The sequence below is a fragment of the Streptomyces sp. NPDC002125 genome (genome assembly GCF_053593715.1).
Genome location: NZ_JBSFDD010000004.1, coordinates 413,968 through 439,129, shown reverse-complemented (window position 1 = coordinate 439,129; position 25,162 = coordinate 413,968). Strand labels below are relative to the sequence as shown.

Here is a 25,162-nt window from a genome sequence, read left to right as displayed (position 1 = left end):
CGCCGCCCTCGCTCAGGGTGAGTCTGGCCAGACGGCCGGTCGCGCGTACGTAGTGGCGGTGCTCGGTCAACGGGCGGTCGGCGCCCGGAGAGCTCCCGCCCGGGGGAGACAGCTCGCCCCCACGGCCTATTCCCGCCCGAGTGGGGTGCAGACGCAGACCTTGTTGCCCTCCGGGTCGGCGAGCACCGTGTACGACGGAGCCCCCGAGTCGTCGACCAGCGTGCCGCCCGCGGCGAGAGCCGCGGCGATGCGCTCATCGGCGACTTCGGGAGCCAGCCACAGATCCGGGTGCCAGCGCTGGCGCGGCGTTGGGTGCGCATCGGTCGGCTGGAACCAGACGCTGGGGACCCGGTTCGACGGATCGAAGAGTGAGTCGGCCACCAGGCGGCCGGCATTCCCCGTGAGCAGCGCCGCCCAGAACGCCCCGGCAGCCGCGTCGTCGGCGGTGTCGAGCCCGAACTCCACCTGGGTCACCTCGCCGGGCAGCGCGGTCAGTCCGAACGCGCGGGCGAGCCCGCTGATCACGCCCGCGAGTTCGAGGTCCTCAGCGGTGACCCGGCGGTTTCCGGCCGCGTCCGCGCTGAAGAGGAACACATCGATGAGGGAGCGCCCCCACCGCGACTCCGGTACGTCGTGCCCTGCGGCGGCGGCCGCCTGCGCGACCGCCGCCACGAAGGATGCCCCGGCCACCGGATCCGCCGCGCGGTATCGAGCGGCGAGGGGCTGAGCCATTTTGCGCCAGTCGCTGAGTCCGTCCGAAATCTTCGCGAGGATTTCTGGAGTGCTGAGTCCGTCCATGCCCCCATGGTCACCGTCCACGCGCGGCGACATGCCCGTGACCAACTCCCCGGACAGGTCCCGCTGGAGCGGGACCGGCCATCCGCAGTCGACAGCGTCCCGTTGAGACAAAAGTCCCACTGGGACATTAAAAGGTGTATGGTTCAACTATGAATTCGACAGGGAACGGCCCGGACCGGCGCAGCCGCAAGGCGCGCAGGACCCGGGACGCGCTGGCGCAGCACGCGTTCGACCTCGTACTCGAGCGCGGACTGAGGAGCGTGACGGTCGAGGAGATCGCGGAAGCGGCCGACGTCGACCGGCGCACCTTCAGCCGGTACTTCCCGAACAAGGAGGCCGCCGTCCTCGACGCAGTGCGGGGCGACGGCGACAGAATCAACCGAGCGCTCCGCGAGCGCCCCGCGGCCGAACCGCCGCTCACCGCCTACCGCCGGGCCGTCCTCGACTGGCTCGACGACCCGGAGGCGGAGCCCTGGCATCTGCGGCCGCGCATCTTCGACCTGCTCGTCATGGCCGAGGAGGAACCCACTCTGTACGCGGCGTACCACCACATCCGTGTGGACGCCCAGGAGGAGTCGGTCAGGATCATCGCGGAACGGCTCGGTGTCGATCCACGGCAGGACATCCGTCCCGCCGTGGCGGTCGCCGCAGGAGCCGGAGCGCTCCTCGCGGCCCAGGCGGCATGGGTACGAGGCGGCCGTCCGGCCGCTCTGCCCGAGTTCGTCGTCCATGCCTTCGACGCCCTCTCCACACACCTGCTGGAATCCCGGCAGGACGGGCCGGCGCCCCACAGCACCACGCAAGGAAGCACACCATGAGCACCAACCTCCCCACCGCCTACGAGGCGGAGTTCGCCGGCAAGGTCGCCCTCGTCACCGGCGGCGCGTCGGGCATCGGCCTCGCCCTCTCCCGGCGGCTCGCCGCGAGCGGTGCGGCCGTCGTCGTGGCCGACTACAACGAGGAGAGCGCCACCAAGGCCGCCGACGAGCTGAAGGCCACCGGCGCCCGCGCCGCCGCCGTCGCCCTCGACGTCACCGACCCCGCCTCCGTCGAGGCCGGTGTCGGCTTCGCCGTCGACACGTTCGGCGCACTGCACCTCGCGGTGAACAACGCCGGCATCGGCGGCCCCGCGCAGACCACCGGCGAGTACGGGATCGAGGACTGGAACAAGGTCGTCGCCACCAACCTCAGCGGCGTCTTCTACTCGATGCGCTACGAGCTCCCGGCCATCCTCGCCGCGGGCGGCGGCGCCGTCGTCAACATCTCCTCGATCCTCGGCACCAACGGCTTCGCCAACTCCCCGGCCTATGTCGCGGCCAAGCACGGCGTCGTCGGCCTGACCAAGACCGCGGCCCTCGAGTACGCGGCGCAGAACGTACGGATCAACGCCGTCGGCCCCGGATTCATCGACACCCCGCTGCTCCGCAACACCGACGGACCGGCCCGCGACCACCTGATCTCCCTGCACCCGGCAGGCCGCCTCGGCACCTCCGAGGAGGTCGCCGAGCTCGCGGCCTTCCTGCTCTCGGACCGCGCCTCCTTCATCCACGGCAGCTACCACCTGGTGGACGGCGGCTACTCCGCTTCCTGATCCCCCGAGTGGCGCACAGCCACCACGCGGGTCACAAAGGGAGTACGAAGAAACGAAGGAGAGTCATGAAAGCCGTCCAGTACCGTACCGTCGGCGCCGCGCCCGAGGTCGTCGAGATTCCGGAGCCCGTGGCGGGCCCCGGTCAGATCCTGCTGAAGGTCAGCGCAGCCGGTGTCTGCCACTCGGACATCGCCGTGATGAGCTGGCCCGCGGAGGGGTTCCCCTACGAGCTGCCCCTCACGCTCGGCCACGAGGGTGTCGGTACCGTCGCCGCCCTCGGCGAGGGCGCCGAGGGCGTCTCGGTCGGCGATTCGGTCGCCGTCTACGGCCCCTGGGGCTGCGGCACCTGCGTGAACTGCGCGGAAGGCCGTGAGAACTACTGCCTGCGCGCCGCAGACCTCGGAATCAACCCGCCCGGGCTCGGCACCCCCGGCGCCATGGCCGAGTACATGCTCGTCGACGACGCCCGCCACCTGACGCCGATCGGCGACCTGGACCCGGTCAAGACGGTCTCCCTGACCGACGCGGGCCTCACGCCGTACCACGCGATCAAGCGCTCGCTGCCGAAGCTGCTGCCCGGCGCCACCGCCGTGGTCATCGGCACCGGCGGCCTCGGGCACGTCGCCATCCAGCTGCTGCGCGCCATGACCGCCGTCCGGGTCATCGCGCTCGACGTCACCGAGGAGAAGCTCGCGCTCGCCCGCACCGTCGGAGCCCACGAGACGGTGCTCTCCGACGAGCACGCGGCAGCCAAGGTCCGCGAGCTCACCGGCGGCATCGGTGCCAAGGTCGTTCTCGACTTCGTCGGCGTCGAACCGACCGTGAAGACGGCCGGCGCGGTCGCCTCCATCGACAGCGACGTCACCATCGTCGGAATCGGCGGCGGTCTGCTGCCCGTCGGCTTCGGCGTCCTGCCGTTCTCCACCTCGGTCACCGCGCCGTACTGGGGTTCGCGCAAGGAGCTCGCAGAGGTCATCGAACTGGCCCACGCCGGTGCCGTCGACGTCCATGTCGAGACGTACTCCATCGACGAGGCCCCGCTCGCCTACGAGCGGCTGCACGCGGGCAAGATCAAGGGGCGCGCGGTCATCCTGCCCAACGGCTGACCGTCCCGAGCGGAGAGCCGGCGACGACTCGCCGGGACGCCTTCCCGAGGCGCCCCGGCGAGTCGTCGGTGTCTGTCAGCGAGCCGCGGTGACCGTTTCCGTGCGGGTCAGCCGCACGGGCTCGGTGCCGGACGAACTGTGCCGCTCCGCCCAGTTCTCCAGCGCCGTACGACAGGCGTGGTCCAGGTGGTGCAGGCCGGACAGGTCCAGCGCGATGGGGCGGTCCTTGGGCAACGCCTCCAGGCTGTCGAGTATCTTCGGCAGGCGCAGGAAGGTCGCGTTGCCGGAGAGACGGGCCCGGACATGGTCGGCGTCGCTGTCGACGACCTCCAGCTTGATGTGCGAGGCGTCCCAGGCGGCCTTGGCGACCGACAGGGCCAGACCGGTCAGCACACCCTCGAACATGTTCACCGTGACGATCGCCACCGCGGTGACGACCAGGATCAGCGCCTCACCGCGGTGCGAGCGCCACAGCGCAACGAGCGCGCGCAGCGGGATCAGTTTCCAGCCGGCGTGGATGAGGATGCCCGCGAGAGCCGGCAGCGGGATGAGTCCCAGCGCGGACGGCAGCAGCGCCGCGAACAGCAGCAGCCACACGCCGTGCAGCACCCGGGACGCCTTGGTCCGCGCACCGGCCCGCACATTGGCGGAGCTGCGCACGATGACCGCGGTCATCGGCAGAGCGCCCAGGAAGCCGCTCACGGTGTTGCCGGCACCCTGAGCCATCAGCTCCTTGTCGTACTGGGTACGCGGCCCGTCGTGCAGCCGGTCCACCGCCGCCGCACTGAACAGGCTCTCGGCGGAGGCGATGAGGGTGAAGGCCGCCACGGTCCCGAGCAGACTCACGTCCGCGAGCCCGCCGAACTCGGACAGGGCGGGGATCTGGACGGCGTCGAACAGCCCCTGTACCTGCACGGTGGCGACCGGAAGGCCGAAGGCCGGCGTGGCGAGCGTGGCCAGCACGACCGCGGCGAGTGCCCCCGGAACGGCCCGCACCCGCTCCGGCATCCTGTTCCACACCACCACCAGCGCGATGGTCGAGGCGCCGACCGCCAGTGAGGCGAGAGCCGCCGTACTGGACACGGCATCGGCCAGGAGATCCGGGATTCCGGCGATCTTGCCCGGACCGGTGAGCGGGGCCTCGACACCGGCGGCGGCGTAGAGCTGGCCGGCGATCAGGATCAGCCCGATGCCGGCGAGCATGCCCTCCACGACCGAGACCGAGATCGCCCGGAACCAGCGGCCCAGCCGCAGCGCGCCCATGGCGAGTTGCAGCAGCCCGGCGGTGAGCACGATCACCCCGAGCGCGGCGAGTCCGAAGGACTGGACGGCCTCGAACACGAGCACCGTGAGCCCGGCGGCCGGTCCGGACACCTGAAGGCTGCTGCCACGCATGACGCCGGTGACGAGACCGCCCACGATGCCGGTGATCAGACCCAGTTCGGCGGGGACCCCGGATGCGACGGCGACGCCGACGCACAGCGGCAGGGCGACGAGGAAGACGACGAGTGAGGCGGCGAAATCCTGCCGCAGATGAGGGAACTTCGCGACACGGTCCATGACGGCCCTCATCCCGTGCGGAAGGGGGCCGAGCGCACGTCGCCGGGCGGGGGTGCCCAGACGGCGCTGTCGCTGATCCGCAGCACGTGTTCCTCGGGGTGGTCGGCGAGAGATTGCATACCAGTGGTTCCTCCTGGCGCGCCGACGGACGGCGCGTCGGTGTGTGTACGAGAGCTGATGGTGTGGAGGGCAGGGCCGGACCGCCCGTGCCGCCGGGTCCCGCAGGACGTCGGACGGGGGCTGGTCCGCGTGCGCCTCGGGTCAGCTCAGCAGCGGAACACCTGGAGGACCGTGGAGGAATGCGCGGCCGATGATCTGGACGTGTGGTGCGCGTCGTCCATGGCGGCGAGGGCCGCCGGGGCGAGGATGCCGCCGGCGGTCCCCGCCACCGCGGTACGTGGCGGAGCCTCGGGTGCGGGCACGGTCGCCGAGCGGTGCCGGTCGCGATTGCGCAGAAGGCCGTTCGGCTCACTCCCGCGATCAGGCGTGCCGCAGGTGGCGTACTCGCCCTGTGGAACACCCGCGCCCGTGTTCTGGAAATGGTCCACCCGGTTTCCCTGGGCGGACGCCGGGTGATCCGGCGAAGATGCGCCGGAGTACGGGGTCAACAGGAAGCCGATCAGGAACGCGAGTACGAACCGGACTGCCGCTGCTCGCACCCTTCACCTCCTGGTGGACTTCATCCGTCCTTCGGGACGCTAACAGGATGAAGGGCTTATGGAGTTAACCCCTTGTGAAGAGTCTGAAAGTCGATGTCTGACGAGTCGGAACATGCGCTGCACCTCTGTGGCCTGGGGTTCTATCACACAATTGCGTCGCGGTATTCGAGGTCGTCCATGTCCGCGTGTCCCTTGCATATGCCAGTCGCCGGGTAATCGTCATATTCGTACAATGGTTCGGCTTTGGGTGTGGGAATTTCGCGCCGGCTCAGTGCCGGGCGAGCCCGCGATATGAGGGGTGGGCGCAACGTCCGAAATGCTGGCCGGCCCGGATGGCACCGTCCGTCGACACCCACACCGCCGTCCGGACCACCCTCTGCGCCAGCTGCCGGCCCTGCGACTTGTGCGCCGGGGGCATCGTCCGCTCCGGGATCGGCCGTGTCGTCCACGCGCTGTCCACCGAGCAACTCATCGAGCTCAACCGCAGTCGGGCGCCTGGCCGACCGTCCCGCGGGACGGCCAGGCCCTGTTCGACGACGCGCGCGTTCCCGTCGACGGCTACTTCCGGGAACAGGACCCGTTGCCCGGACCATTCCGCCGTGCGCCCGTACCATTCACAAGTACTGTCGTTCATAAGGGACTTGGGGGAGCCATGCGGGAGCTCGTCTACCTTTCGGACAGCAAGCTCCGGCAGTTCCTCCCCGAGCGAGGGCAACGCCGCCGGATCGGCCGGCGGCTGCGGATGTTCAGACTGGACGGCAACACGCCGATGGGTGGTGGCGGTTTCGAGGTCCACCTTGACGGGGAAGGGCCAACGACTGCCGAGGACCGGGCCCATCGCCTCGCCTCGACCATCGACCACCTGGAGACCCACGCCCTCTGGTTCACCGACCCGGACACACGGCCCGGGCGCTGGATCTACTTCGAGGCGCCACTGTTCTTCTTCCATGTCGACAGCAGGGACCCGGACGTGGGAACCGTTCTCTTCGTCGACGCTCCCGGCGTCGACGGATACGCCCCGGAGGGGGCCCGCCTGATCCTGCACGGAAGTGCGAAACACCTTCTCGTGCCGGTGCCGCGATCTGCTCTGGCCGTGAGCGGAGTCATCGGCAGCCTGGGACCGTTCGACACCGGACCCTCCATCTCTCATCGCCTCTGGGACGCCGAGCGTCCTCCGCCGTCACCCACGGTCGGCGAGCTCGCCGACGTCCCGGCGGAACGGGCACCCGAACTCTCCCTGGTGAGCGCGCATAGCATCGTCGCGGCTCTCAGCGACATCCACCGCCGCAGGGACGACCTCGCCGACACCGCCGCATGGATGCGCGGCTACGCACGAGTGACGTACGTCGAACGGTACGAATCGGCCATCGTCTACGCCACTCCTCTCAACGTCGAGTACGCCATCGACCTGCCCGACTGACGAGGAGTTCGGGCTGGCTCCAGGTGCTTGTCGGCCCCGGGCACAAGCGCCGATCGTGGCCGGGGCCCGCCCAATGGCTGTCTTGGATGACAAACTGGCAGTTAAGCGAGTGCTACCCACGCCCTCGGGGATGGCCGTGGACCGGGACGTGGACGACGAACGCGAACGCGTGCTGCTCCCCGCGCCCGCAGGGAGAGTCCTGAGGGCCCGGCCGACGTGGCGCGCAACATCCGGAGTCCCGTCCTGGGCCACCGTCCACCGGCGTGGATCGTCCTCACAAGAGTCCGACTTCGCCCGTTCCATGCCCCGCTCTGCCGCAGCGGCCGGGACGCCGGGCAGGATGAACGGGCACTGGATCACACCGCCGGCGGTTCCAGTTCGACCGCGTCACGGAACCGGAACCCCAAGGCGTGAACGAGCGCGAAGACCAGGTCCTCCGCCAGCGGATCACACTCGGCCACCAGGGCAGCCCTGAGCGCCACCGGGTCCGGCTGAAGGCCGGCCCCCCGGGCCCAGGCTGCAGCTCGCTCACTCACCTTGACCGAATCACCGATCCACTCACCGGGGATGCCGTAGTCCCGCGCCATGCCCGGCGACAGAGCACCTTGCCATGACAGGTCATCGGGACTCGCTGCCTGAACGGTCGCGAAGTCGCTGTCGACCACATGGCAGACCAGGACGGAAGCGTGCGTCTCGCCGATGATCGAAGGCTCCGGATCCGCGATGGGACACGCTTGCAGGATCTGCCACTCGCCATCGCGTGCCGACCACAACGGCACGCAGCCCGACGCCCGTATCGCCGCCAATTCCGTCAGCGACCGGTCGGCTCGCGCCACGATGAAAGACCCCGAGAACCCCATGGCCGGGAACCATAGCCCCCATCACCGACGCCGTTGGCTACCTGGCAAAGGCTGGGTGACGGGCCCCTAGCAGTAGCCGTCCACCCTGGCGCCTGCTGGAGCGAGGTTGGGCCAGGGGTGTCCTGCTCTGTCGGAGGCAGCGGCCCGCAGGAGGTCGAGAAGTGTGCACCCCGGGTAGCCCCGAAAACTCGCGTAGGCGCCCCGGTAGTAGCAACTCCAGTAGCTCACGACCTGCCGTTGAGTGCGCGCGAAGAAGGCCGGGTTGTCAACGATGAACTGCCCGTAGGCGAGGCTGCCGCAGCTGCCGGGCGTAGCGAGATCGCGGAGCTCATCGCAGATGACGACCAGGATCTCCAACACGTACTCGCCGACCAGCCGCACGACGAAGGGGACGACCCAGGGGTCCGTGGATCCAGCGATCTTCTCCAGGTGGCGCTGTCTGACCACCCCGTCGCAGTGCCTTGAGTACAGGCAGTGCAGAAGCTGCTGTTGGCGCGACGAAAGCGATGCCACCGCGTCAGCCGGCGGCTCGTCGTTGTAGAGGCGCCCGGGGATCATGACCTGCCGGCCCTCTACAGCGACCGAGAACGAGGCATGTGGCTGGAGCCGGGAATCAGGCATCACCGCCAGGACTGCCTCGGCATCGCTTGCAAGCTCGACCGGGAACGCTGTGATCAACGGATTGCTGCTGTCGGAAAGCTGCTGCACGAGCCGAGCATAGGCGGATGCCTCGGCCAGGCAGCCGGCATCGATGGTCCCGCACCCGCTCAACCCGGCGAAGGTGTGCGGTCGTAGCACTAGCCGCGGACTGCGGCGACCGCCTCGTCGAAGGCGTCCTCCACGCCGATGGCGCCGCCGCTGTCGACCCAGGCCTCGAGAGCGACATCGGAGCAGGCCAAGGCGGAGGCGACCAGCGCGTGCGCTCGCAGCCGGACCCTGGGGTCCTCGGGGGCCCCCAGTCGTGCGGCAACATCCGGCACCAGAAGTTCCGTCCACCGCTGCTGCTTCTCTCCCCGGCGCGCCCGTAGGGCCGGGGACGCGTGGAGCATGGCGGTGATCTTGAGGAAGTCCTCCGAGTCGTACGGCAGGGACCTGAGGAGTTGCACCAGGGCCGCCCGGAGTGCCGGCCACGGGGCCTCATGGGCCGGGCGCTTCTCCAGTGAGGCCTGCAGCACCTGTCCGTGCGCGGCGTGGTCGCCGAGCACGATCTCCTCCTTCGTGCCGAAGTAGCGGAACAGCGAGCGCCGCGACATGCCGACCTCGGTGGCGATCTGGTCCATGTTCGTGGCCTCGAAGCCGTATTCCAGGAACAGGCGCATGGCGGCGGTGACGATCTCGGCCTGAACCGCCCGCCGGGTGCGCTCGCGCAGCCCTGCGGGGCGCCCCTGCTGATCGTTCATGACCGGCAGCCTACCGCTTCTTGCACTCAGTACCTAGTTGGCACTCTGTGACATGTTTGGCTTGGCGTGCCATGATGCGGGTATCCGTCAACCGAGGAGCAGCCCATGAATGCCGTGGACTACCGCAGTCAGACCACTCTCGTCACCGGAGCCAGCTCCGGTATCGGCGCGGAGTTCGCCCGCCGGCTGGCCGGGCGGGGGTCGGACCTCGTCCTGGTCGCCCGGCGCCGGGAGCGGCTGGAGAAGCTGGCCGCCGAACTCGCCTCTGAGCACGGCGTCCGTGCCGAGGCCGTCCCGCTCGACCTGAGCCTGCCCGGAGCGGGACGGGCTCTCGCCGCCGAAACGGAGCAGCGCGGTCTCACGGTCACCAGCGTCGTCAACAACGCGGGCTTCGGCACCAGCGGTCAGTTCCACGACGAGGATCCGGAGCGCCTGCGGCAGGAGATCCAGGTCGATGTCGCGAGCCTGGTCGACATCAGCCGGGCGTTCATCGGGCCGCTGCGGGCCTCCGGGAACGGAGTGCTGGTCAACGTGGCGAGCATGGCAGCGTATCTGCCGGTTCCCGGCATGGCGGTCTACGCCGCCACGAAGGCGTTCGTACTGCACTTCACCGAGGCGCTCTGGTACGAGTCCCGCGGCACCGGACTGCGCGTCCTCGCGCTGTCCCCGGGGGCGACCGAGACCGAGTTCTTCGACGCTGTCGGCACAGATGTCGCGGGCGCCGCCGCCCGCCAGTCCCCTCAGGAGGTGGTGGCGGAGGCCCTGAGGGTGCTGGACCGCCGCACGCCGCCGCCGAGTGCCGTCACCGGGCGCCGCAACCGCGTGATGGCGGGCGCGAGCCGGCTCGTGAGCCGCAGGCGGGGCGTCCTTGCCATGGGATCCATGATGTCCGGCTGATGACCCCGGTCGCCACGGCGCGGTCATCGCGGCAGGAAGGAAGGAGGCTGAGAGCCCGCCGGCGGACAGCAAGTTCGTACACTGCGAGGGTGGAACACCTTGCGGCCACCAGGATCTGTGCACGTCCGGCGCCCGCCTTGCGACGGTACGTCGGCTCGTACGTCGGTTTCGATCTCCGTGGGTTCCCGGCGGGGGTGCACTGCGGTCCACCGGGCCGCGTGCTCACTGCGGTGATCAGTCTGTCCGGCCCTTTGGAGGTGGCGGCCGGCGTCGCCGACGGGTCACCGGTCACCCGGTTCGACAGCGTGGCCGGAGGTCTGATGCGCCGGTCCGTCGCGATCCACCACGACGGACGCCAGGAAGGCGTGCAGGTGTCGCTGACACCGCTCGGGTCCCGGGCCGTCTACGGCATGCCCGCCGCTGATCTCGCCCACCGGCTGGTCCCGCTCGAAGCGCTACTCGGAGCACTCGGCGTCGAGCTGGTCGACCGGCTCCACACAGCGACGACATGGGCCGCGCGGTTCGCCGCGTTGGACGTGTTGCTCCTGCGAGCCGTCGGCCGCGGCCCCGGTGACGACTCTGTGTCCCGGGTGCGCCCCGAGGTGGCCGAGGCCTGGCGCCGCCTCTTGGCCGCGCGGGGCCGCGTCCGGGTCGGGGAGGTCGCCGCAGAACTGGGCTGGAGCCGTCGGTACCTCACCGAGCGGTTTCGCGCTGAGGTGGGCCTGTCGCCGAAGACCTTCGCCCGAGTTCTGCGCTTCGAGCACGCGCACGAACTGGCCACCATGCAGGACCCGCTTCCGTGGGCCGATGTGGCGACCATCTCCGGCTACGCCGACCAGGCCCATCTCGTCCGGGACTGGAGCGAGTTCACGGGCCGATCGCCGACAGCATGGCGTCGCGGCGAAGTCCTGCTCGGGACTGGGTAGTCGCCGACCGGCCGCCCATCGCGTCGGCTTCTGTTCCCTTTCCTTCAAGACCACCCTCCTGCTGCCCTGTGACCATCGTCGGCATGAGACTCGTCCATCACGAACCCGACGCCATCGACCTGCGGACCACCCCCGTGCACCTCGGACTGGGGTCGAGAGCGAAACCCGTCGAGGGCTTCGCCTGGGACCCGGATGTACTCCGTGCCTACAGTGCCGCCGTCGCGGCGGACGGCGCCGAGGGCCGGATGGTGACGATCTTCGACGGCGACGGCCTCGGCGACCATTGGGAGCGCCACCCCGCCGGCGACGAACTGGTCGTCTGCCTCGGCGGGTCGGTGACGGTCACCCGCGATGTGGACGGAGTGCCCGACCGGGTTGTGCTCGGGCCGGGCGAGGCCACCGTCAACCCGGCCGGGACATGGCACGCGGTCGACATGGCGGGACCGGCGTCCATCCTGACCATCACCGCCGGCCTCGGCACCGACCACCGCCCCCGGACCGAAGCCCCTCCGACCGGGCACGCCGGCACGTCCGGCCCGCGAACACCGTGACGACCCGCGTCGCGTGCCTCGGCGACAGCCTCACCCGTGCGCAACTCAGCGTCGACTACCTGGACCTGCTCGAACGACGCCGACCCCCCGGCGACGTACGGCTCGCCCGCTTCGGCGTCAACGGCGACTTCGCCCACAACCTCGCGCGGCGCCTCGACGCCGTCGTCGCGGACGCACCCGACGTGGTCACCGTGCTGATCGGGACCAACGACGCCCGAGCGAGCCTCGCCGGCTACCCCGTCGAGCGGGCCATGAAGCGCAAACAACTTCCCGAGCGCCCATCGGCCGGCTGGTTCCAGCAGTGCCTGGGGGCCGTCGTCGACCAGCTGCGAACGCAGACCGACGCGACGATCGCTCTGCTGTCCCTCCCCGTCCTCGGTCAACAACTCGACGGAGCGGCGGCGCGGGCATCGCAGGCGTACAGCCGCATGATCGCCGAGGTCGCCACCACCAACAAGGCGACCTACCTCCCGCTCCACGAACGCCAGACCGAGGAACTACGCCAGGCGGACCCGCCGCCGATCCCCTACCGGGATCCGACGCCCGCAGCGAGCGTCAGCGTCCTCCTCCGGAGCGCCTTGCCGGGCCGCAGCCTCGACACGATCTCGCGGCGCCGAGGTCTCGTGCTCACGACCGACCACATCCATCAGAACAGCCGCGGCGCCGCCCTTGTCGCCGAGGTCATCGACACCTGGCTCCCGACCCGGAGCGCGTAGCCGGTTCCGGCGGCCGGCCCCTCCTGCGCTATTCGATTCCGCTCAAGTCTGTGCAGTGGGAACGTGCGGGTCGGCCCGGGTGTATCAGCTGGGCGGATCCGTGCGTTCGGCGGGAACCGTGGGGTGGGCGGCGGGGCGGCGGGCTTCGGCCGTGACCGGGCTGCCGACTGCCTACCGCTGACAGGCGGCGACGATCACGAGCAGGAGGAAGGTGATCCCGAGCATCGGCAGGCACCCGAGGGAGTTGGGGTTCTTCTGGTTGATCTCGACGATGCCGCCGAGGGCGAGTCCGGGGTGGTTCTCGGCGTAGTGGGCCGCCGCGAGATCGCCGACCTCGGATTCGGTGGTCCATCGGGTGGCGAACCTGCATTCGCCGCACCGGTACCGGTGTGCCATGTCAACTCCTTGGCGCCGTGGGTCACAGGGGATGAGGAAGGAGCGCGTGAACACCGAGCGCCGGCGCACGACGTGCCGGCCCGGAGGGCGTGCTCGCGGGCAGGGGGAGGGAGGGGGAGTGTGTGGCGGCCGGTGTGCGCTCCCCTGTTGCGTCGGCCGCCTGCTGTTGAGAGGCGGCCGACGACGCGCACACCGGCCACGTCAGGTGGTGGTGATGGCCTGCGGTGATCGAGGACCCTGCGCGGGAACGCCGGGTGTCAGGGTCGGTCGCGCTGTGGCGCGTCCTCGCACAGCGCGGTGTCCAGCAGTCGCAGCAGCTGCGCGTCCGGACGCTGTCCGACCTGCACCAAGAGATTGGTGACGAGGGAGACGAAGCGGCCGTCGTCCGTGGCGAGAGTGAAGGTCTCGTAACCCAGGACGCCACCGGAGTGGCCTCGTGCTGTTCCGCCACAGGGAAGTTCGTGCGTCATGAGGCCCAGGCCGTAGGCCGTTTCGGCGTTCATCTGCCGCACGGTGCGCATCTCGGCGAGGCTCTGCGCGGAGAGCACCTTCCCGGCCGCCAGCGACCGGTAGAAGACGCTCAGGTCCTCCAGCGTGGAAATCATGGCCCCCGCGCTGCTGAACAGCGAGGGGTCGTACGAGATGACCGGCGTCCAGAGGTAGAGGGGACCCACGCGGACGCCGTGGTAGCCGTTGACGGCCGGTGTGGGCAGGGTCCGATCGCCGGGCGCCGGGAATACGGTGTGGGGCAGGCCGAGTGGCTGGATGACGCGTTCGGTCACGGCCTTGTGCACCGGCTGTTCCGTCAGCTTCTCGATGAGCATCCCGAGGATGTAGTAGCCGGTGTTGGAGTAGGTGAAGCCTTCGTTGGGGGCGGAGACCGGGGGCGAGGCGTCCAGCGCGTACCGCACCAACGTCGACAGGCTGAAGGTGCCGTCGGGGTTCGACGGAGGAGTCTTGAGCCCGGGGGAAGGGGTGTAGGCGCCGAGGCCGCCGGTGTGCTGGAGCAGTTGGCGCACGGTGATGCGGGTGCCGTCGTAGCCGTTGCCGGTGACGACACCGGGCAGGTAGTCATCGATCGGCGCGTCCAGGGAGACGCGGCCCTCCTCGACCAGCTGAAGCACCACCACCGCGGTGAAGGTCTTGGTCTGACTGCCGATACGGATGTGTTCGTCGGCCTTGATGGGGCGGTTGGCGTTGATGGTTCCCGTACCGGCCGACAGGGTCCAGGAATCGCTGCCGTTTCCGGCGTGGACGGCGGCGCCGGGCCCTGCCGCCGCCTGGAACGCCTTGAGCGCGGCGAGCGTGTCGGCGTGGTCGGACTCGGCGGTGGCCGCGTGTGCCGCAGAGCTGGACAGCGCCAGTACCGTCGCGCATACGGCGCCGATGACGGGAGCCAGTTTCGTACGGTTTCGGGTGGTCATTCGGTGTCCGCTCCTCGGAGAGGTTTTGCTCGGTGGGGTGTGCCGGTCCTGCCGGCTCAGTTCTTCGCAGCGGCTTCGAAGGCGGCTTCCAGGCGCGGGATGTAGTCCGCGAAGGCCGCAGCCCAGCACCCGTAGTTGTGGTTGCCGTCGCACTGGGGGGACAGGGAGGCGCCGTTGCCGTAGTCGACGAGCCGACTGGGGATGGCGAGCTGGTCCAGGCGGTTCTTGACCGCGTGGGCGGCTATCGCCGTCCGAGCGTCGATCAGGCCCTGGTTGCCGGTGTAGAGGGTGGTCTTGGTGTTCTTGAGCTTGGCCAGGTTGTCCGGGGCGGCGGGGTCGTAGGCGTTCCAGCGGTGGTCCGCGCCGAGGACCGGATAGGGCGAGCCGAAGATGGCGTCGCTGTCGACGTACGGTCCGTAGGTCGGGCAGCCCTGGCTGCTCGGTGTGCTGATGGCGCACCAGGCGCCGGGCAGATTGAGTTCTGTGGCGAGTACGGTCGCGCGGATGGTGGCCATGGAGAAGTCGATTCCGCCGGAGAGGGAGGCGGTGTGGCCGAAGAGGTCCGCTCTGGCCTGGGCGTAGTGGAGTGCGCCGGATCCGCCCATGGAGAGTCCGGTGACGGCTCGGTGTCCCCGGTCGGGGAGGGTGCGCAGGTTGGCGTCGATGTAGGGGATGACCTGTTCGAGGTGGAAGGTCTCCCAGTTGGCCGCGCCCATGGCGGTGTTCTGCATGTGCCAGTCGGCGTACCAGCTCTTGAGGCCGCCGTCGGGGACCACTGTGATCATTTCGTCGGAGTGCAGGGCCGGTGCGGCTGCGGCGTCGTTCACGTTGCCGCCGCCTCCGTGGAGGAAGTACGTGACGGGCCAGCGCCGGTCCGGGTCGTCGGCGTATCCGCTGGGCAGGAAGATCCGGATACGGTGCGGGCCGGCCACCTCGGGTGTGGTGACGGTGATCGTGAAGTCGGTGCCCGAGCGTACTTCGGTCGCACCGGACACCTGGCTCAGCCCGAAGCCGTCCGTGAATCCGACGCCGGGGACGGCCGGGGAGTCCGCCCGGGCGGCCGATCCCGAGGACACGGCCGGAAGCAGTGCCGCCGCGAACAGGACGCCGGCGAGACGACGGTGGCGGGCTGATGGAGATCGCAAAGCGGTACTCCCTTGTGTGAGGTGGCCGGCGAGCCGCCGGCACGACCACGATGCGGCCCACCGGGTTCGGAGAACAGGGCATGTGCAGGTCAGGGGGAGGTCATCGGTGACCGGTCATCCGTGACCGGTCGTCTCGCTACGCTCGGGCAGTACCGGTGTCCACGGAAGGTGAGAGTCCGGAGTGAGCAATGAGTTAGGCACGCGCATGCGTCAGCTGCGCAGACGCGCCGGCCTCACCCAGGAGCAGTTGGCAGAGCGGGCCGAAGTGAGCGTGAGCACGATCGGCCGGCTGGAGAACGGCAGGCTCCCCGAGCACCGGCTGAGGACGTTGCAGAAGGTTGCGGAAGTCCTGGAGGTGAAGCCGGAGGAGTGGCAACGGCTTACCGCGGCCCTGGACGGGACACAGCCGACGGCACCCGCCGATCCGCCCGAGGCGCTGACACCCGCCGGTACGCGGTCGGTACCGGTTCCCGCTGCTCAGCCCGAGGAGCCGGTACCGACCGGTCTGCAGGGGGAACCGGCACCCGCCGTTCAGCCCCAGACCCGGCCGGGGCCGCCGGCACCGGCCGCGCCGCTCCCCGGCCCCGGGCCGGCCGTTCCGTCGCCGCCCGGCCCGCTCGTCGACGCCGCCGCCTCACTGGCCCGCGAGGTCGGCCGACGCTGGCAGCGGGAGGAGAAACATCGTCGCGTCCATGACCCGTTCCCGCTGCCCGTGCGATACGAGCCGGCTCCCGCCGTCCTGATGGACCGTCCGGAGAACATTCAGCGCCTGCAACCGGGAGCCCCCGCCCGGGATCTGGACCTGAACGGCGACCTGCGGACTGTCGCCGACACCTATCGGAGTATCGAGTCGCAGCGACTGGTCATTCTCGGTCGCGCCGGCTCGGGGAAGTCCATCCTGGCCATCAAGTTCGTCCTTGAGCTCCTCGCGGCCCCGAGTTCTTCCCTCCGGGTCCCGGTCATTCTCAGCATCGGATCCTGGGACCCGTTGACGATCACACCGCGGGACCTGCTGGTCGACCACCTTCTGCGGGACCACCCGCATCTGGCCCGCACGACTCCCGAGGGTACGACGCTGGCCGCCGAACTCGTCGACTCCGATCTGATCCTGCCCGTCCTGGACGGTTTCGACGAGCTCGCCGAAGCCCTGCGCGGCCCCGCGCTCGAAGCACTCAACGCCACGACCCACCCGGTGGTCCTGACCAGCCGACGGGACGAGTACGCCCGAGCGGTCCGCGACGTGCACGCGCCTCTGGTGATGGCGGCCTGCGTCGAACTGGCCGACCTGACCGTGGAGGATCTGGCCGCGTACCTGCCCCGGACCGACCGCCTCGGGGACTCCCTGGGCAGCCGCGCTGCCACAGGCGTGTGGGGCGCCGTCCTGGACGAACTGCGGGTCCCCGACACCCCGGCGAGCAGCCGGCTCGGACAGGTCCTGGGAACACCCCTGATGGTCACCCTGGCGCGGACGATGTACAGCGAGGTGCCCGGCAACGACCCCGTCGAGCTGCTCGACACCGCGCGCTTTCCCACCGGGCGCCACCTCGAGGAACACCTGTTGGCGAACTTCGTGCCCACGGTCTACCGGCACCGCACCCCCGAACGGGCCGACCCCGCCCCCGGACAGCGCAACCGCGACCCCGACCAAGCCGAACGCTGGCTCGGCTACCTCGCCCACAGCCTGGCCACCGGTGCCCACGAGCGTCGAGACCTTGCCTGGTGGCGGCTCGGCGCGTCCGTACGGCTGCCGATGCGCATCCTGCACACCGCGCTGCTCGGCGGACTGTGCATGTTCGCGGCCAACTGGCTTGTGATGCTTTTCGCTGTTTCCGCCGGGTACATACCCTCGGTGCAGACCTCAGCGATGCTCGAGGTGGCGGTGTTCGGGCTCTGCTCTGCGTTCGTCTTCGGTCTCGCGCACTGTGCCCTCGCCGCGATGGGCCGCACCGTGGCCGTTCCGACCCAGGTACGACTCAGGCTGGCGGCTGTGGCCCCCGGGGTGGAGCACAGGCCCGTTCGGGAGATCCTCACGCGCTTCGGGGTCGGGCTGCTGGGCGGCTCCGTACTGGGGGTCGCACACGCCTGGACGACCGCGATGTTCCGCGCGTTGGCCGGAACCTTCCCGCACGCGGATCTGATCGGAGCGGCAATTCAGGACACGGTGGCCCTGGCACTGATCTTCGGTCTGACGGCCGGCTTGTCCTTCGGACTCGTCGCGGCTTTCGAGGCACCTGTGGACATCGCCGCCGCTGCCACGCCGATGCGACTGCTGTCCGTCAACCGGGCAACCGCCACCCGGCAGTTCCTCGTGCTCGCAGCCGCTGTCACCGCCGGAATCGCTGTCTGCGGACATGCCGTCGTCGGCCTGCTCCAGCAGGTGCTGCCCTGGACGCTGGTGTGGCCGCTGGACGCGGCTCTGCTTCTGGGAGCGGTCGGCGGGCTGGGCGGCTCTGCGGCGTACGTGCTCGCACTCACGGCGTGGGGGCAGTGGCTCACGGTGGCCCGGTTCTGGCTGCCGCTGACGCGCAGACTGCCGTGGGACACCGCCGCCTTCCTGGACGACGCCTATCGCCGGGGGGTGCTGCGGCAGGCCGGCGCCGTGTACCAGTTCCGGCACATCAGGCTGCAGCAACACCTCGCTCGCGTCCACGGCCGCTCCGCCCGCGTTACCAGCCGCGTGAAACCGGGCCCCGGGCGCCGCGCATCCGAGGAGAGGGCGTCGCCGGAAGGCCGTTGAGGGCCCGGCTGTGTCCCGTGTCAGCCGGTCAGGACGGGTTCGTCGTCGGCGCAGGTCCGGCTCCTCGCAGGAAGAGGTCGACGACGTCCTGGGCCAGGTGGTCGGCGGCGGCCGGGGCGCAGTCGTCCTGTGGGGGGTGGACGGTGGCGGCGAGTTCCATGAAGGCGGTGGCGAGGAAACCCGGGTCGGCTTCGCGTAGTTCGCCCGTGGCCACCGCCTGGGTCATGAGGTCGGTGACGGGCTGGATGAGGCCGCGTACGTAGGCGTGGGAGACCGCGGCGCGCTGGTCGTCGTCGAGGTGGCGGGTCGCGTAGTAGATCTGGTTGCTGAGCGCGGAGTTGTAGGTGCCCTGGGCGTAGGAGGTGGCGAGGGCGAGGAGCTTGTCGCGCAGGGTGCCGGGGGTGGCGAGTGCTCCTTGGAGGAGGGCCGAGGCTTCCTTCGTGTAGCGGTCGGCCACTTCCATGAACAGGGCGGGCTTTCCGCCGGGGAAGTGGTGGTAGAGGCTGGCCTTCTTCACGTCGACGGCCTTGGCGATGTCGTCGAGGGAGACGCCGAGGTAGCCGTAGTCGGCGAGGCGGCGGGCGAACTCGTCACGGGCGCGGGCGCGGGTGTCGGTCTGGCGGGGCATGGTGATCAGACTCCTGTGCGGGTACGGCGGGTCAGGGCGAGGTGGGCCGCTGCGGCGCCCACCACCAGGATGACGAGCGCGACGAGGGTGCCCGGCAGCAGGTCCTGCTCGTTCCAGGGTGAGGTGAGCAGGGCGCGCATGGCCTCCAGCGGCGGGGTGAGCGGGTTGATGTCGGCTGCGTGGGCCATCCAGCCGCCGAGCTGGTCACGTGGGACGAAGGTGGCGGTGAAGAAGGAGAGCGGGAAGAAGACCAGGGTCACGGAGCCGACTGCCGAGCTGTTGCCGGTGTGGAGGCCGACCGCGGCGGCCAGCAGCAGGAATCCCGTCCCCAGCAGGACGGTGGCGCCGATGAGAGCCAGGAGGGCCGGGGCGCCGGAGACGGGGTTCAGCCCGAGCAGCAGGCCGAGTCCGGTGAGTGCGGCTGCCTGTACGGTCAGGACGACGGCTCCTGCCAGGACGGGGGCGGTGATGAGGGCCCAGCGGCTGACCGGGGTGAGCCAGAGCCGTGCGTGATAGCCCGAGCCGATGTCGCTCACCAGCAGCTGTCCCGCGGTGGCGCCTCCGGTGAAGGCGGTGGTGAGCAGGCACAGCGGCAGGACCACATCGATGTAGCGGCCACCAGGAGTGGTCGCGGCCGTGACCGAGGACAGCTGCCCTTCATAGATGATCATGAAGAACGCGCTCGTGAGCAGCGGTGAGAGTAGCAGGGAGGGCGTGCGGAGGCAGGACCTGAGGGAGCGGGCGGTCAGTGGCCCCAGGGCCGCCCACGTCTTCGGTGCGCCAGGCGGTCCCGCGAGGGCTGTGGCGGCGGTGATGGTGCTCATGCGGCGGTGGCGCCTTCCGGAGTGAGGGCCAGGCGGAGGAAGACGTCTTCCAGGCTGGGTTCGTCTACGGTCAGGGATTCGGCGTGCAGGCCGGCGGAGGCCAGGGTGAGCAACGTCTCCCCGTCGGCTCCGGGGCGGTTGAGCCGGACGCTCACCGCGTGAGGGGTGGCCTCTGCCGCGTGGAGCTGCTCGCCCCGGGCTGCGAGCAGCTCCCGGGCCTGTCCGGCGGCGGTGGCGTCGCCGAAGCGCAGGGTCAGGACACGGTCGCCGGCCTCCTCCTTGAGGACGTCGGGAGCAGCGGAGGCGATGAGGCGTCCCTCGCGGAGGATGCCGACGCGGTCACAGAGCTGGTCGGCCTCTTCCAGATACTGGGTGGTCAGCAGGACGGTCACGCCGTGGTCGGCGGACAGCGCGCGGATCTCGTCCCACAGGTCTCGGCGGCTGGCCGGGTCGAGCCCTGTGGTGGGCTCGTCCAGGAAGAGGACGTCCGGGCGCTGGACCAGGGCGACGGTGAGATCGACACGGCGGAGCTGGCCCCCGCTGAGCTTGCCGACCGGGATGTCCGCGAAATCCTGCGCGCCGAAAGCGGCAAGAAGCTCGGCGCAGCGCGCACGGGCTTGCCCGGCGGTGAGCGACTGGAGCCGCCCTTGCAGGCGCAGCAGTTCGCGGGCTGACATGAGGGGATCCAGGGCGGAGCCCTGGAGGACGACCCCGGTGCGGCGGCGGACCGTGCCGGGGTCACGGGTGATGTCGGCTCCGGCGACCAGGGCGGTACCCCGGGAGGGGCGGAGCATCGTGGTGAGCATCCGGACGGTGGTGCTCTTGCCCGAGCCGTTGGGGCCGAGCAGTCCGTAGACCTCTCCGGGGCTCACTTCCAGGTCGAGCCGGTGCACCGCAGTGCGGTCAGCGAAGTCCCGGCCGAGCCCGACGGTACGGATGGATGGGGCAGCGACGGTGTCCATACCTAAAACCTACCTATCGATAGGTAGTTTTTGCAAGGAGCCCTCGCTCAAGGCCGGTCACCGGAATGCCGAGGGCAGTGGTACGGCGGGCCGGTGCGCCTGGACCGTGCGCCACTGTGGAAAGAGTCGGCCGACCATGGCCTCGGGGCACGGAGCTGGTGTCCACGAGTGCTCCTGCGGGGTCCTCGCCGGTAAAGCTGGTTGAGATGGCACCCAGGGTGAGGAAAACTCCGTGACCATGGAGTACTTCTGCTACCACCGAGACCGGCCGGGCTCTCTCGCGTTGCGCGAGAAGCTGCTGGAGAAGCACTGGTCCTACATGGACCGGTACGCGAAGGAACTGATCGCCCGGGGCCCGACCTTCACCATTGACGGTGAGACGCTGACCGGAAGCGTGCACATCATCGATCTGCCCGACCCCACCGCTGCCCGCGCGTTCGCCTTCGACGAGCCCAACTACCAGGCCGGAGCGTACCGGGACGTGCTGCTGCGCCGATGGCGCAACATGGTGGGGCGCACCATGTGGGACTACCCCGGTGACCGAAGCCCCGGCAGCCAGTACCTGGTCCTCGGCCTCGGCGAAGGCCCGGCCGCAGACCTCGACCTGCCGCCCGACCAGCACCAACTGATCGCCTACGGGCCACTGCTGGCCGACGACGGCGACACATGGCTGGGTACAGCGGCGCTGCTCGATGCCCCGGACCCGGAATCGGCACGCTCCGTCCTGACCCAGGACCGGTACGAGGACATCGAGGTGCACGCCTGGGAGTTCGGCGGACGCCGATGAACCACGGCGGCGCAGGAGGCGCCGGCGGGCAACGTACTGAGAATGGCCCGGTTGCAGCTGTCACCCGCCGGGGGCGTCCTCGCGCCGCTCCTGCTTCCTCCGCCGGTTCCAGTCCTGCTGAGCCACGTCGGCGACCAGCCGGGTGCGCCACTCCTCCAGGCGTTTCATCTCGTGGTCACCGAGGTTCTCGTCGACGCCGTAGATCGTGCCCCGCTCGGCTTCGAGCTCCTCGTCCAGGAGGCCCAGGGCCTCCTGCGGGTCGCCGTTCAGTTCCAGCGCCTTGACCAGGGCCCTGCGGACAGGCCGCGTCTCGTCCTCCCGCTTCCCTCCGACCACTTGGGACTCGGCGTACAGGTCTCGCAGGAGGCGTACGCCCTTGCCCGCTGCGCCGTTCTCCGCGAGTAACCGGGCCAGGCTCACACGCCGCTGGTACACGTCGGCGTGGTCGGGGCCCAGCACCCTGGCGGAGTCCTCCACGACGGCCCGCGCCTCGGCGACGGCGCCCTCCAGATCACCGGCCATGCGCCGGGCCCAGGCCAGTGAAGATCGCCACCTCAGCGTGTCGGGATGGTCGGCCCCGAACTCCGCGGTCCGTTCGTCCACATCCGCCTCGATCAGCCGCAGGGCATCTGCGTGCCGGCCTTCGCGGCTGAGCCAGGAGGACGCCCTCGAACGGGCGGCGAGGGCGTCGGGGTGCCAGCGTCCCAGCTCCCGGGTGAGGTACGCGACGTCCTTCTGCACGTCCGGCCAGGGCAAGGCCTCCGGGCGCTCCCAGCGCCGGAAACGACGCCTGACCCGCCAGGTACGGAGAGTGCGCCCCAGCGTGCGCTGCTTCTCGGGCGTGCCCCAGCTCTTCCGCGTCTTCGTCACCGGAACCCGCCTCCACTGTCCACCCACGTCACCTCGCCCTTGGCCGGCTCGTACGCGCTGCGCCAGGCCCCGCTGCGTCCCAGCAGCCACAAGCCGGACCAATGGCACCGTCATCAATGCCCACAACCGGACAGCACCACGCGCCGACCACGATCAGACCTGTGCCGCTGGTCCTCAACGGTCTTGATGCCTGCGCCGAACGTGCCCACCGGCCAACAGATGTCAGGGCCGCTCAGGGGAATAAACCGCGCGCGACGTCTCCACCCGGCTGTCGAGGGAACACGTGGCCCATGACCACACGAGACGCGCTCCCTGGCAAGGCCGAGTCCTATTGGATGGCTACGACACCTGGCACCCACTGGCCGCCGCTGGAAACCGAGATCACCACTGATGTCGTCGTGATCGGCGCCGGCATGGCGGGCCTGAGCACCGCCTGGGAGCTGACCGAAGCCGGACAGCACGTGGTCGTACTCGAGGCGGACCGCGTGGCCGCGGGCGTCAGCGGATATACGACGGCGAAGCTCACCGCCGCGCATGCCCTCATCTATGACCGGCTCCGCCGCACGCGAGGGAGCGAAGGGGCGCGCCAGTACGCCCATTCACAACAAGCGGCCGTTCAACGAGTCGCGTCGGTGTCAGCTGAGCTCGGCATCGACTGTGACTTCGAGCCCGCGTCAGCTCTGACCTTCACCACGAACCCGGACGAACGTTCCGCGTTCGAAAGGGAAGCCGCAGCAGCAGCCGAAGCAGGCCTCGACGCCGACTTCGTGACCACGACCGACCTGCCGTTCCCGGTGGCCGCAGCGGTGCGCGTCGTCCATCAGGCACAGTTCCACCCGCGCAAGTACCTTCTGGCACTCGCGGAGAACATCACCGCGCGAGGCGGCGTCATCCACGAACGCACCCGTGTGACCGGCTTGAGCGAAGGCAGTCCGTGCACCGTGACGACCGAACGCGGAACCAAGGTCACCGCGCGGAACGTCGTCGTCGCAACGCACTATCCGGTATTCGACCGCGCCCTTCACTTCGCGCGCCTGTCGCCGCGCCGCGAACTGGTTGTCGCCGCGCCCCTGCCCTCCGCCGAGGCCCCCGAGCACATGTACATCACCAACGACATGGGAAAACGCTCGGTACGTACAGCCCCGCTCGACGCGGAGCGGCGGCTGCTGATTGTCACCGGCGAGAGCTTCACCCCCGGTACGAGCGATCCCGGCGAACGTTTCATCCAGTTGGACGCGTGGATGCACAAGCACTTCCGGGTCGGCGCCACAGCCTACCGGTGGGCAGCCCAGGACAACGACTCGAGCGACGGCGTCCCGCTCGTGGGCCCCTTCCACCCGGGCGCCCGCCACGTGTACGTCGCGACCGGATTCGGAGGCTGGGGCATGAGCGGCGGCGCCATGGCCGGACAGCTGCTGGCCTCCACACTCACCGGCACCGAACCCGAATGGGCAGAACTCTACGACCCCCGCCGCCTCTGGAGCACCCTCCGGGAAGGCGCACAACTGCTGAAGCAGCAGGCCGAGGTCGCCAAGCACTTCGTAGGCGACAGGTTGAAGACCACCCACGTCGACTCGGTCGCCGAGATCGCCCCCGGTTCCGGTGCGGTCGTGCGGATCGAAGGACGTCGCTGCGCTGTCTACCGGGACGAGGCCGGCACAGCCCACGCCGTGTCAGCGCGCTGTACACACCTGGGCTGCCTGGTCGCCTTCAACGAGGCTGAGACAGCGTGGGAATGCCCTTGCCATGGCTCACGGTTCAACATTGCCGGCGAGGTACTGCAGGGCCCGGCTCTGCGGCCGCTGCCTCCTCGCAGCATCTGAGCTCAGATGCCGAGGCTTCACCAAGGCCTTTGTCGTACCCAGCCTCACACACTCGTCGAAGCTCTCCGAGGGCCGAGGTCGGCCTCGGAGTGCGTGTGGTGAGGAACCGACAGGGTAGGCGCGCCTCTGTACGGGGGCCGATGGCATCTATGGAGGATTGGGTCATGTCGATACCCACGAACACGTCCGTCGCCCCCGCCACCGCCGTTGTCCGGGCGACGGGACTGCCGCAGATCGACAGTCCCCGAAAGGTCGCGCCGAAGGACGCCCGGGCATTAGGTGCCCAGTTCTTCGAGCAGTTGCAGGTTCTGGAGGAGGGCACGTCTGAGTTTCAGTACGCGCGGAACACCCTGATCGAGATGAATCTGTCACTGGTGCACTTCGCTGCGAGTCGCTTCCGCAACCGCGGAAGCGGGGAGATGGAAGACATCGTCCAAGTCGGCACGATCGGACTGATCAAAGCGATCGACCGGTTCGAGCTCAGCAGGGAAGTCGAGTTCACCTCCTTCGCCATTCCGTACATCGTCGGCGAGATCAAACGATTCTTCCGCGACACCACCTGGGCCGTACACGTGCCGCGCCGCTTGCAGGAGCTCAGGGTGGCGCTGGCCAAGGCGAAAGAAGCTCTCGCCGGGCAGCTGGACCGGGAGGCCACCGTCACGGAACTCGCCGCGCACCTGGGGCTCAGTGAGGAGGAGGTCATCGAGGGCCTCATCGCCTCCAACGGCTACACGGCCGGCTCTCTGGACATGCCTCTGGGCAGCGAGCAGAACAGCGCGGAGACCGTTACATACGGCGACATCACGGGTGACATCGACCCTGCTATCGAACTGGTCGAGAACCTCCATGCCCTGGCCCCGCTCCTGGAGCAGCTTGACGCTCGAGACCGCGAGATTGTGGCTATGCGTTTTGGTCAGGAAATGACACAGGCCCAGATCGGCGAACACCTCGGCCTCTCCCAGATGCACGTCTCACGTCTCCTCAACCGCATCCTCACCCAGCTCCGCACGAACCTGCTCGCCCTGGGTTGAGCGTGCCGCTCCTCCGAGGGACGGCACTCACCGTGCCCGGAGCCCGTTGTC

25 protein-coding genes and 1 pseudogene are annotated in these 25,162 nt (G+C 69.7%); 12 read left to right on the top strand and 14 right to left on the bottom strand.

Annotated elements, in window-relative coordinates; genetic code table 11:
- Together ACWCQM_RS10255 and ACWCQM_RS10250 are read right to left on the bottom strand one after the other, a co-directional pair.
- Positions 1 to 94 (bottom strand): annotated as a pseudogene (locus tag ACWCQM_RS10255) (ribosome maturation factor RimP); the annotation flags it as partial.
- Positions 95 to 126: 32 nt separating this feature from the next.
- Complete coding sequence (locus tag ACWCQM_RS10250) at positions 127 to 798, bottom strand: VOC family protein (RefSeq protein WP_450914835.1); 672 nt, start codon at positions 796 to 798, stop codon at positions 127 to 129.
- A 149-nt stretch (positions 799 to 947) separates the two neighbouring features.
- Here ACWCQM_RS10250 and ACWCQM_RS10245 point away from each other — a divergent pair, with 149 nt between their 5' ends.
- The 3 genes from ACWCQM_RS10245 (at position 948) to ACWCQM_RS10235 (ending at position 3,495) form a co-directional block, all read left to right on the top strand.
- Positions 948 to 1,616: a TetR family transcriptional regulator gene (locus ACWCQM_RS10245; RefSeq protein WP_450914834.1), complete on the top strand. Its 669-nt coding sequence runs from the start codon at positions 948 to 950 to the stop codon at positions 1,614 to 1,616.
- A complete protein-coding gene (locus ACWCQM_RS10240) occupies positions 1,613 to 2,389 on the top strand; it encodes an SDR family NAD(P)-dependent oxidoreductase (protein WP_450914833.1) in 777 nt (258 codons plus the stop codon). The genes ACWCQM_RS10245 and ACWCQM_RS10240 overlap by 4 nt, the downstream gene beginning before the upstream one ends.
- A gap of 65 nt (positions 2,390 to 2,454) precedes the next feature.
- Positions 2,455 to 3,495, top strand: coding sequence for an NAD(P)-dependent alcohol dehydrogenase (locus ACWCQM_RS10235; RefSeq protein WP_450914832.1), 1,041 nt, complete (start codon positions 2,455 to 2,457; stop codon positions 3,493 to 3,495).
- A gap of 75 nt (positions 3,496 to 3,570) precedes the next feature.
- On the opposite strand, the gene ACWCQM_RS10230 is transcribed toward ACWCQM_RS10235, so the two are convergent.
- Positions 3,571 to 5,055: a SulP family inorganic anion transporter gene (locus ACWCQM_RS10230; protein ID WP_450914831.1), complete on the bottom strand. Its 1,485-nt coding sequence runs from the start codon at positions 5,053 to 5,055 to the stop codon at positions 3,571 to 3,573.
- A 266-nt stretch (positions 5,056 to 5,321) separates the two neighbouring features.
- On the bottom strand, positions 5,322 to 5,603 hold the full coding sequence (locus ACWCQM_RS10225; RefSeq protein ID WP_450914830.1) for a hypothetical protein: 282 nt from the start codon (positions 5,601 to 5,603) through the stop codon (positions 5,322 to 5,324).
- Between the two features lie 763 nt (positions 5,604 to 6,366).
- Between ACWCQM_RS10225 and ACWCQM_RS10220 the strand changes: the two genes are divergently transcribed.
- The gene (locus ACWCQM_RS10220) at positions 6,367 to 7,134 is read left to right on the top strand and encodes an SAVMC3_10250 family protein (protein ID WP_450914829.1); all 768 of its coding nucleotides are present in this window, start codon (positions 6,367 to 6,369) and stop codon (positions 7,132 to 7,134) included.
- A 356-nt stretch (positions 7,135 to 7,490) separates the two neighbouring features.
- Here ACWCQM_RS10220 and ACWCQM_RS10215 read toward each other — a convergent pair whose 3' ends face one another.
- The 3 genes from ACWCQM_RS10215 to ACWCQM_RS10205 form a co-directional block, all read right to left on the bottom strand.
- On the bottom strand, positions 7,491 to 7,994 hold the full coding sequence (locus tag ACWCQM_RS10215) for a hypothetical protein (protein ID WP_450914828.1): 504 nt from the start codon (positions 7,992 to 7,994) through the stop codon (positions 7,491 to 7,493).
- Positions 7,995 to 8,060: 66 nt separating this feature from the next.
- Entirely contained in the window at positions 8,061 to 8,702 is a 642-nt protein-coding gene (locus ACWCQM_RS10210) for a hypothetical protein (protein WP_450914827.1), read from the bottom strand.
- An 89-nt stretch (positions 8,703 to 8,791) separates the two neighbouring features.
- The gene (locus tag ACWCQM_RS10205; RefSeq protein WP_450914826.1) at positions 8,792 to 9,394 is read right to left on the bottom strand and encodes a TetR/AcrR family transcriptional regulator; all 603 of its coding nucleotides are present in this window, start codon (positions 9,392 to 9,394) and stop codon (positions 8,792 to 8,794) included.
- 105 nt (positions 9,395 to 9,499) lie between these two features.
- Between ACWCQM_RS10205 and ACWCQM_RS10200 the strand changes: the two genes are divergently transcribed.
- The 4 genes from ACWCQM_RS10200 (at position 9,500) to ACWCQM_RS10185 (ending at position 12,484) form a co-directional block, all read left to right on the top strand.
- Positions 9,500 to 10,291 (top strand): SDR family NAD(P)-dependent oxidoreductase, encoded by a 792-nt coding sequence (locus ACWCQM_RS10200; protein WP_450914825.1) that lies wholly within the window; start codon positions 9,500 to 9,502, stop codon positions 10,289 to 10,291.
- A gap of 89 nt (positions 10,292 to 10,380) precedes the next feature.
- A complete protein-coding gene (locus ACWCQM_RS10195) occupies positions 10,381 to 11,217 on the top strand; it encodes a helix-turn-helix domain-containing protein (RefSeq protein ID WP_450914824.1) in 837 nt (278 codons plus the stop codon).
- Positions 11,218 to 11,300: 83 nt separating this feature from the next.
- Positions 11,301 to 11,768, top strand: coding sequence for a cupin domain-containing protein (locus ACWCQM_RS10190; protein WP_450914823.1), 468 nt, complete (start codon positions 11,301 to 11,303; stop codon positions 11,766 to 11,768).
- Positions 11,765 to 12,484 (top strand): SGNH/GDSL hydrolase family protein, encoded by a 720-nt coding sequence (locus ACWCQM_RS10185; RefSeq protein WP_450914822.1) that lies wholly within the window; start codon positions 11,765 to 11,767, stop codon positions 12,482 to 12,484. The genes ACWCQM_RS10190 and ACWCQM_RS10185 overlap by 4 nt, the downstream gene beginning before the upstream one ends.
- Before the next feature lie 171 nt (positions 12,485 to 12,655).
- Here ACWCQM_RS10185 and ACWCQM_RS10180 read toward each other — a convergent pair whose 3' ends face one another.
- The 3 genes from ACWCQM_RS10180 to ACWCQM_RS10170 all read right to left on the bottom strand — a co-directional run bounded on the left by ACWCQM_RS10180 (position 12,656) and on the right by ACWCQM_RS10170 (position 15,449).
- Positions 12,656 to 12,880 (bottom strand): hypothetical protein, encoded by a 225-nt coding sequence (locus tag ACWCQM_RS10180; RefSeq protein ID WP_450914821.1) that lies wholly within the window; start codon positions 12,878 to 12,880, stop codon positions 12,656 to 12,658.
- A 257-nt stretch (positions 12,881 to 13,137) separates the two neighbouring features.
- Positions 13,138 to 14,304 (bottom strand): serine hydrolase domain-containing protein, encoded by a 1,167-nt coding sequence (locus tag ACWCQM_RS10175; RefSeq protein WP_450914820.1) that lies wholly within the window; start codon positions 14,302 to 14,304, stop codon positions 13,138 to 13,140.
- A gap of 56 nt (positions 14,305 to 14,360) precedes the next feature.
- On the bottom strand, positions 14,361 to 15,449 hold the full coding sequence (locus tag ACWCQM_RS10170) for an alpha/beta hydrolase (RefSeq protein WP_450914819.1): 1,089 nt from the start codon (positions 15,447 to 15,449) through the stop codon (positions 14,361 to 14,363).
- A gap of 181 nt (positions 15,450 to 15,630) precedes the next feature.
- On the opposite strand from ACWCQM_RS10170, the gene ACWCQM_RS10165 reads away from it, so the two are divergent.
- Positions 15,631 to 18,186 carry a helix-turn-helix domain-containing protein gene (locus ACWCQM_RS10165; RefSeq protein WP_450914818.1) on the top strand — a complete coding sequence of 852 codons (2,556 nt, stop codon included), beginning with the start codon at positions 15,631 to 15,633 and terminating at the stop codon, positions 18,184 to 18,186.
- A gap of 28 nt (positions 18,187 to 18,214) precedes the next feature.
- On the opposite strand, the gene ACWCQM_RS10160 is transcribed toward ACWCQM_RS10165, so the two are convergent.
- The 3 genes from ACWCQM_RS10160 to ACWCQM_RS10150 are packed head-to-tail and all read right to left on the bottom strand — an operon-like array spanning position 18,215 to position 20,600.
- On the bottom strand, positions 18,215 to 18,814 hold the full coding sequence (locus tag ACWCQM_RS10160) for a TetR/AcrR family transcriptional regulator (RefSeq protein ID WP_450914817.1): 600 nt from the start codon (positions 18,812 to 18,814) through the stop codon (positions 18,215 to 18,217).
- 5 nt (positions 18,815 to 18,819) lie between these two features.
- A complete protein-coding gene (locus ACWCQM_RS10155) occupies positions 18,820 to 19,638 on the bottom strand; it encodes an ABC transporter permease (protein ID WP_450914816.1) in 819 nt (272 codons plus the stop codon).
- Positions 19,635 to 20,600 (bottom strand): ATP-binding cassette domain-containing protein, encoded by a 966-nt coding sequence (locus ACWCQM_RS10150; protein WP_450914815.1) that lies wholly within the window; start codon positions 20,598 to 20,600, stop codon positions 19,635 to 19,637. The genes ACWCQM_RS10155 and ACWCQM_RS10150 overlap by 4 nt, the downstream gene beginning before the upstream one ends.
- 238 nt (positions 20,601 to 20,838) lie before the next feature.
- Here ACWCQM_RS10150 and ACWCQM_RS10145 point away from each other — a divergent pair, with 238 nt between their 5' ends.
- Complete coding sequence (locus ACWCQM_RS10145) at positions 20,839 to 21,387, top strand: YciI family protein (RefSeq protein ID WP_450914850.1); 549 nt, start codon at positions 20,839 to 20,841, stop codon at positions 21,385 to 21,387.
- Between the two features lie 60 nt (positions 21,388 to 21,447).
- Here ACWCQM_RS10145 and ACWCQM_RS10140 read toward each other — a convergent pair whose 3' ends face one another.
- Positions 21,448 to 22,257 carry a tetratricopeptide repeat protein gene (locus ACWCQM_RS10140; RefSeq protein WP_450914814.1) on the bottom strand — a complete coding sequence of 270 codons (810 nt, stop codon included), beginning with the start codon at positions 22,255 to 22,257 and terminating at the stop codon, positions 21,448 to 21,450.
- A 290-nt stretch (positions 22,258 to 22,547) separates the two neighbouring features.
- Between ACWCQM_RS10140 and ACWCQM_RS10135 the strand changes: the two genes are divergently transcribed.
- Positions 22,548 to 24,080, top strand: a complete 1,533-nt coding sequence (locus ACWCQM_RS10135; RefSeq protein ID WP_450914813.1) for an FAD-dependent oxidoreductase — start codon at positions 22,548 to 22,550, stop codon at positions 24,078 to 24,080.
- Between the two features lie 164 nt (positions 24,081 to 24,244).
- The gene (locus ACWCQM_RS10130) at positions 24,245 to 25,111 is read left to right on the top strand and encodes a SigB/SigF/SigG family RNA polymerase sigma factor (protein ID WP_450914812.1); all 867 of its coding nucleotides are present in this window, start codon (positions 24,245 to 24,247) and stop codon (positions 25,109 to 25,111) included.
- Positions 25,112 to 25,162: the final 51 nt, after the last annotated feature.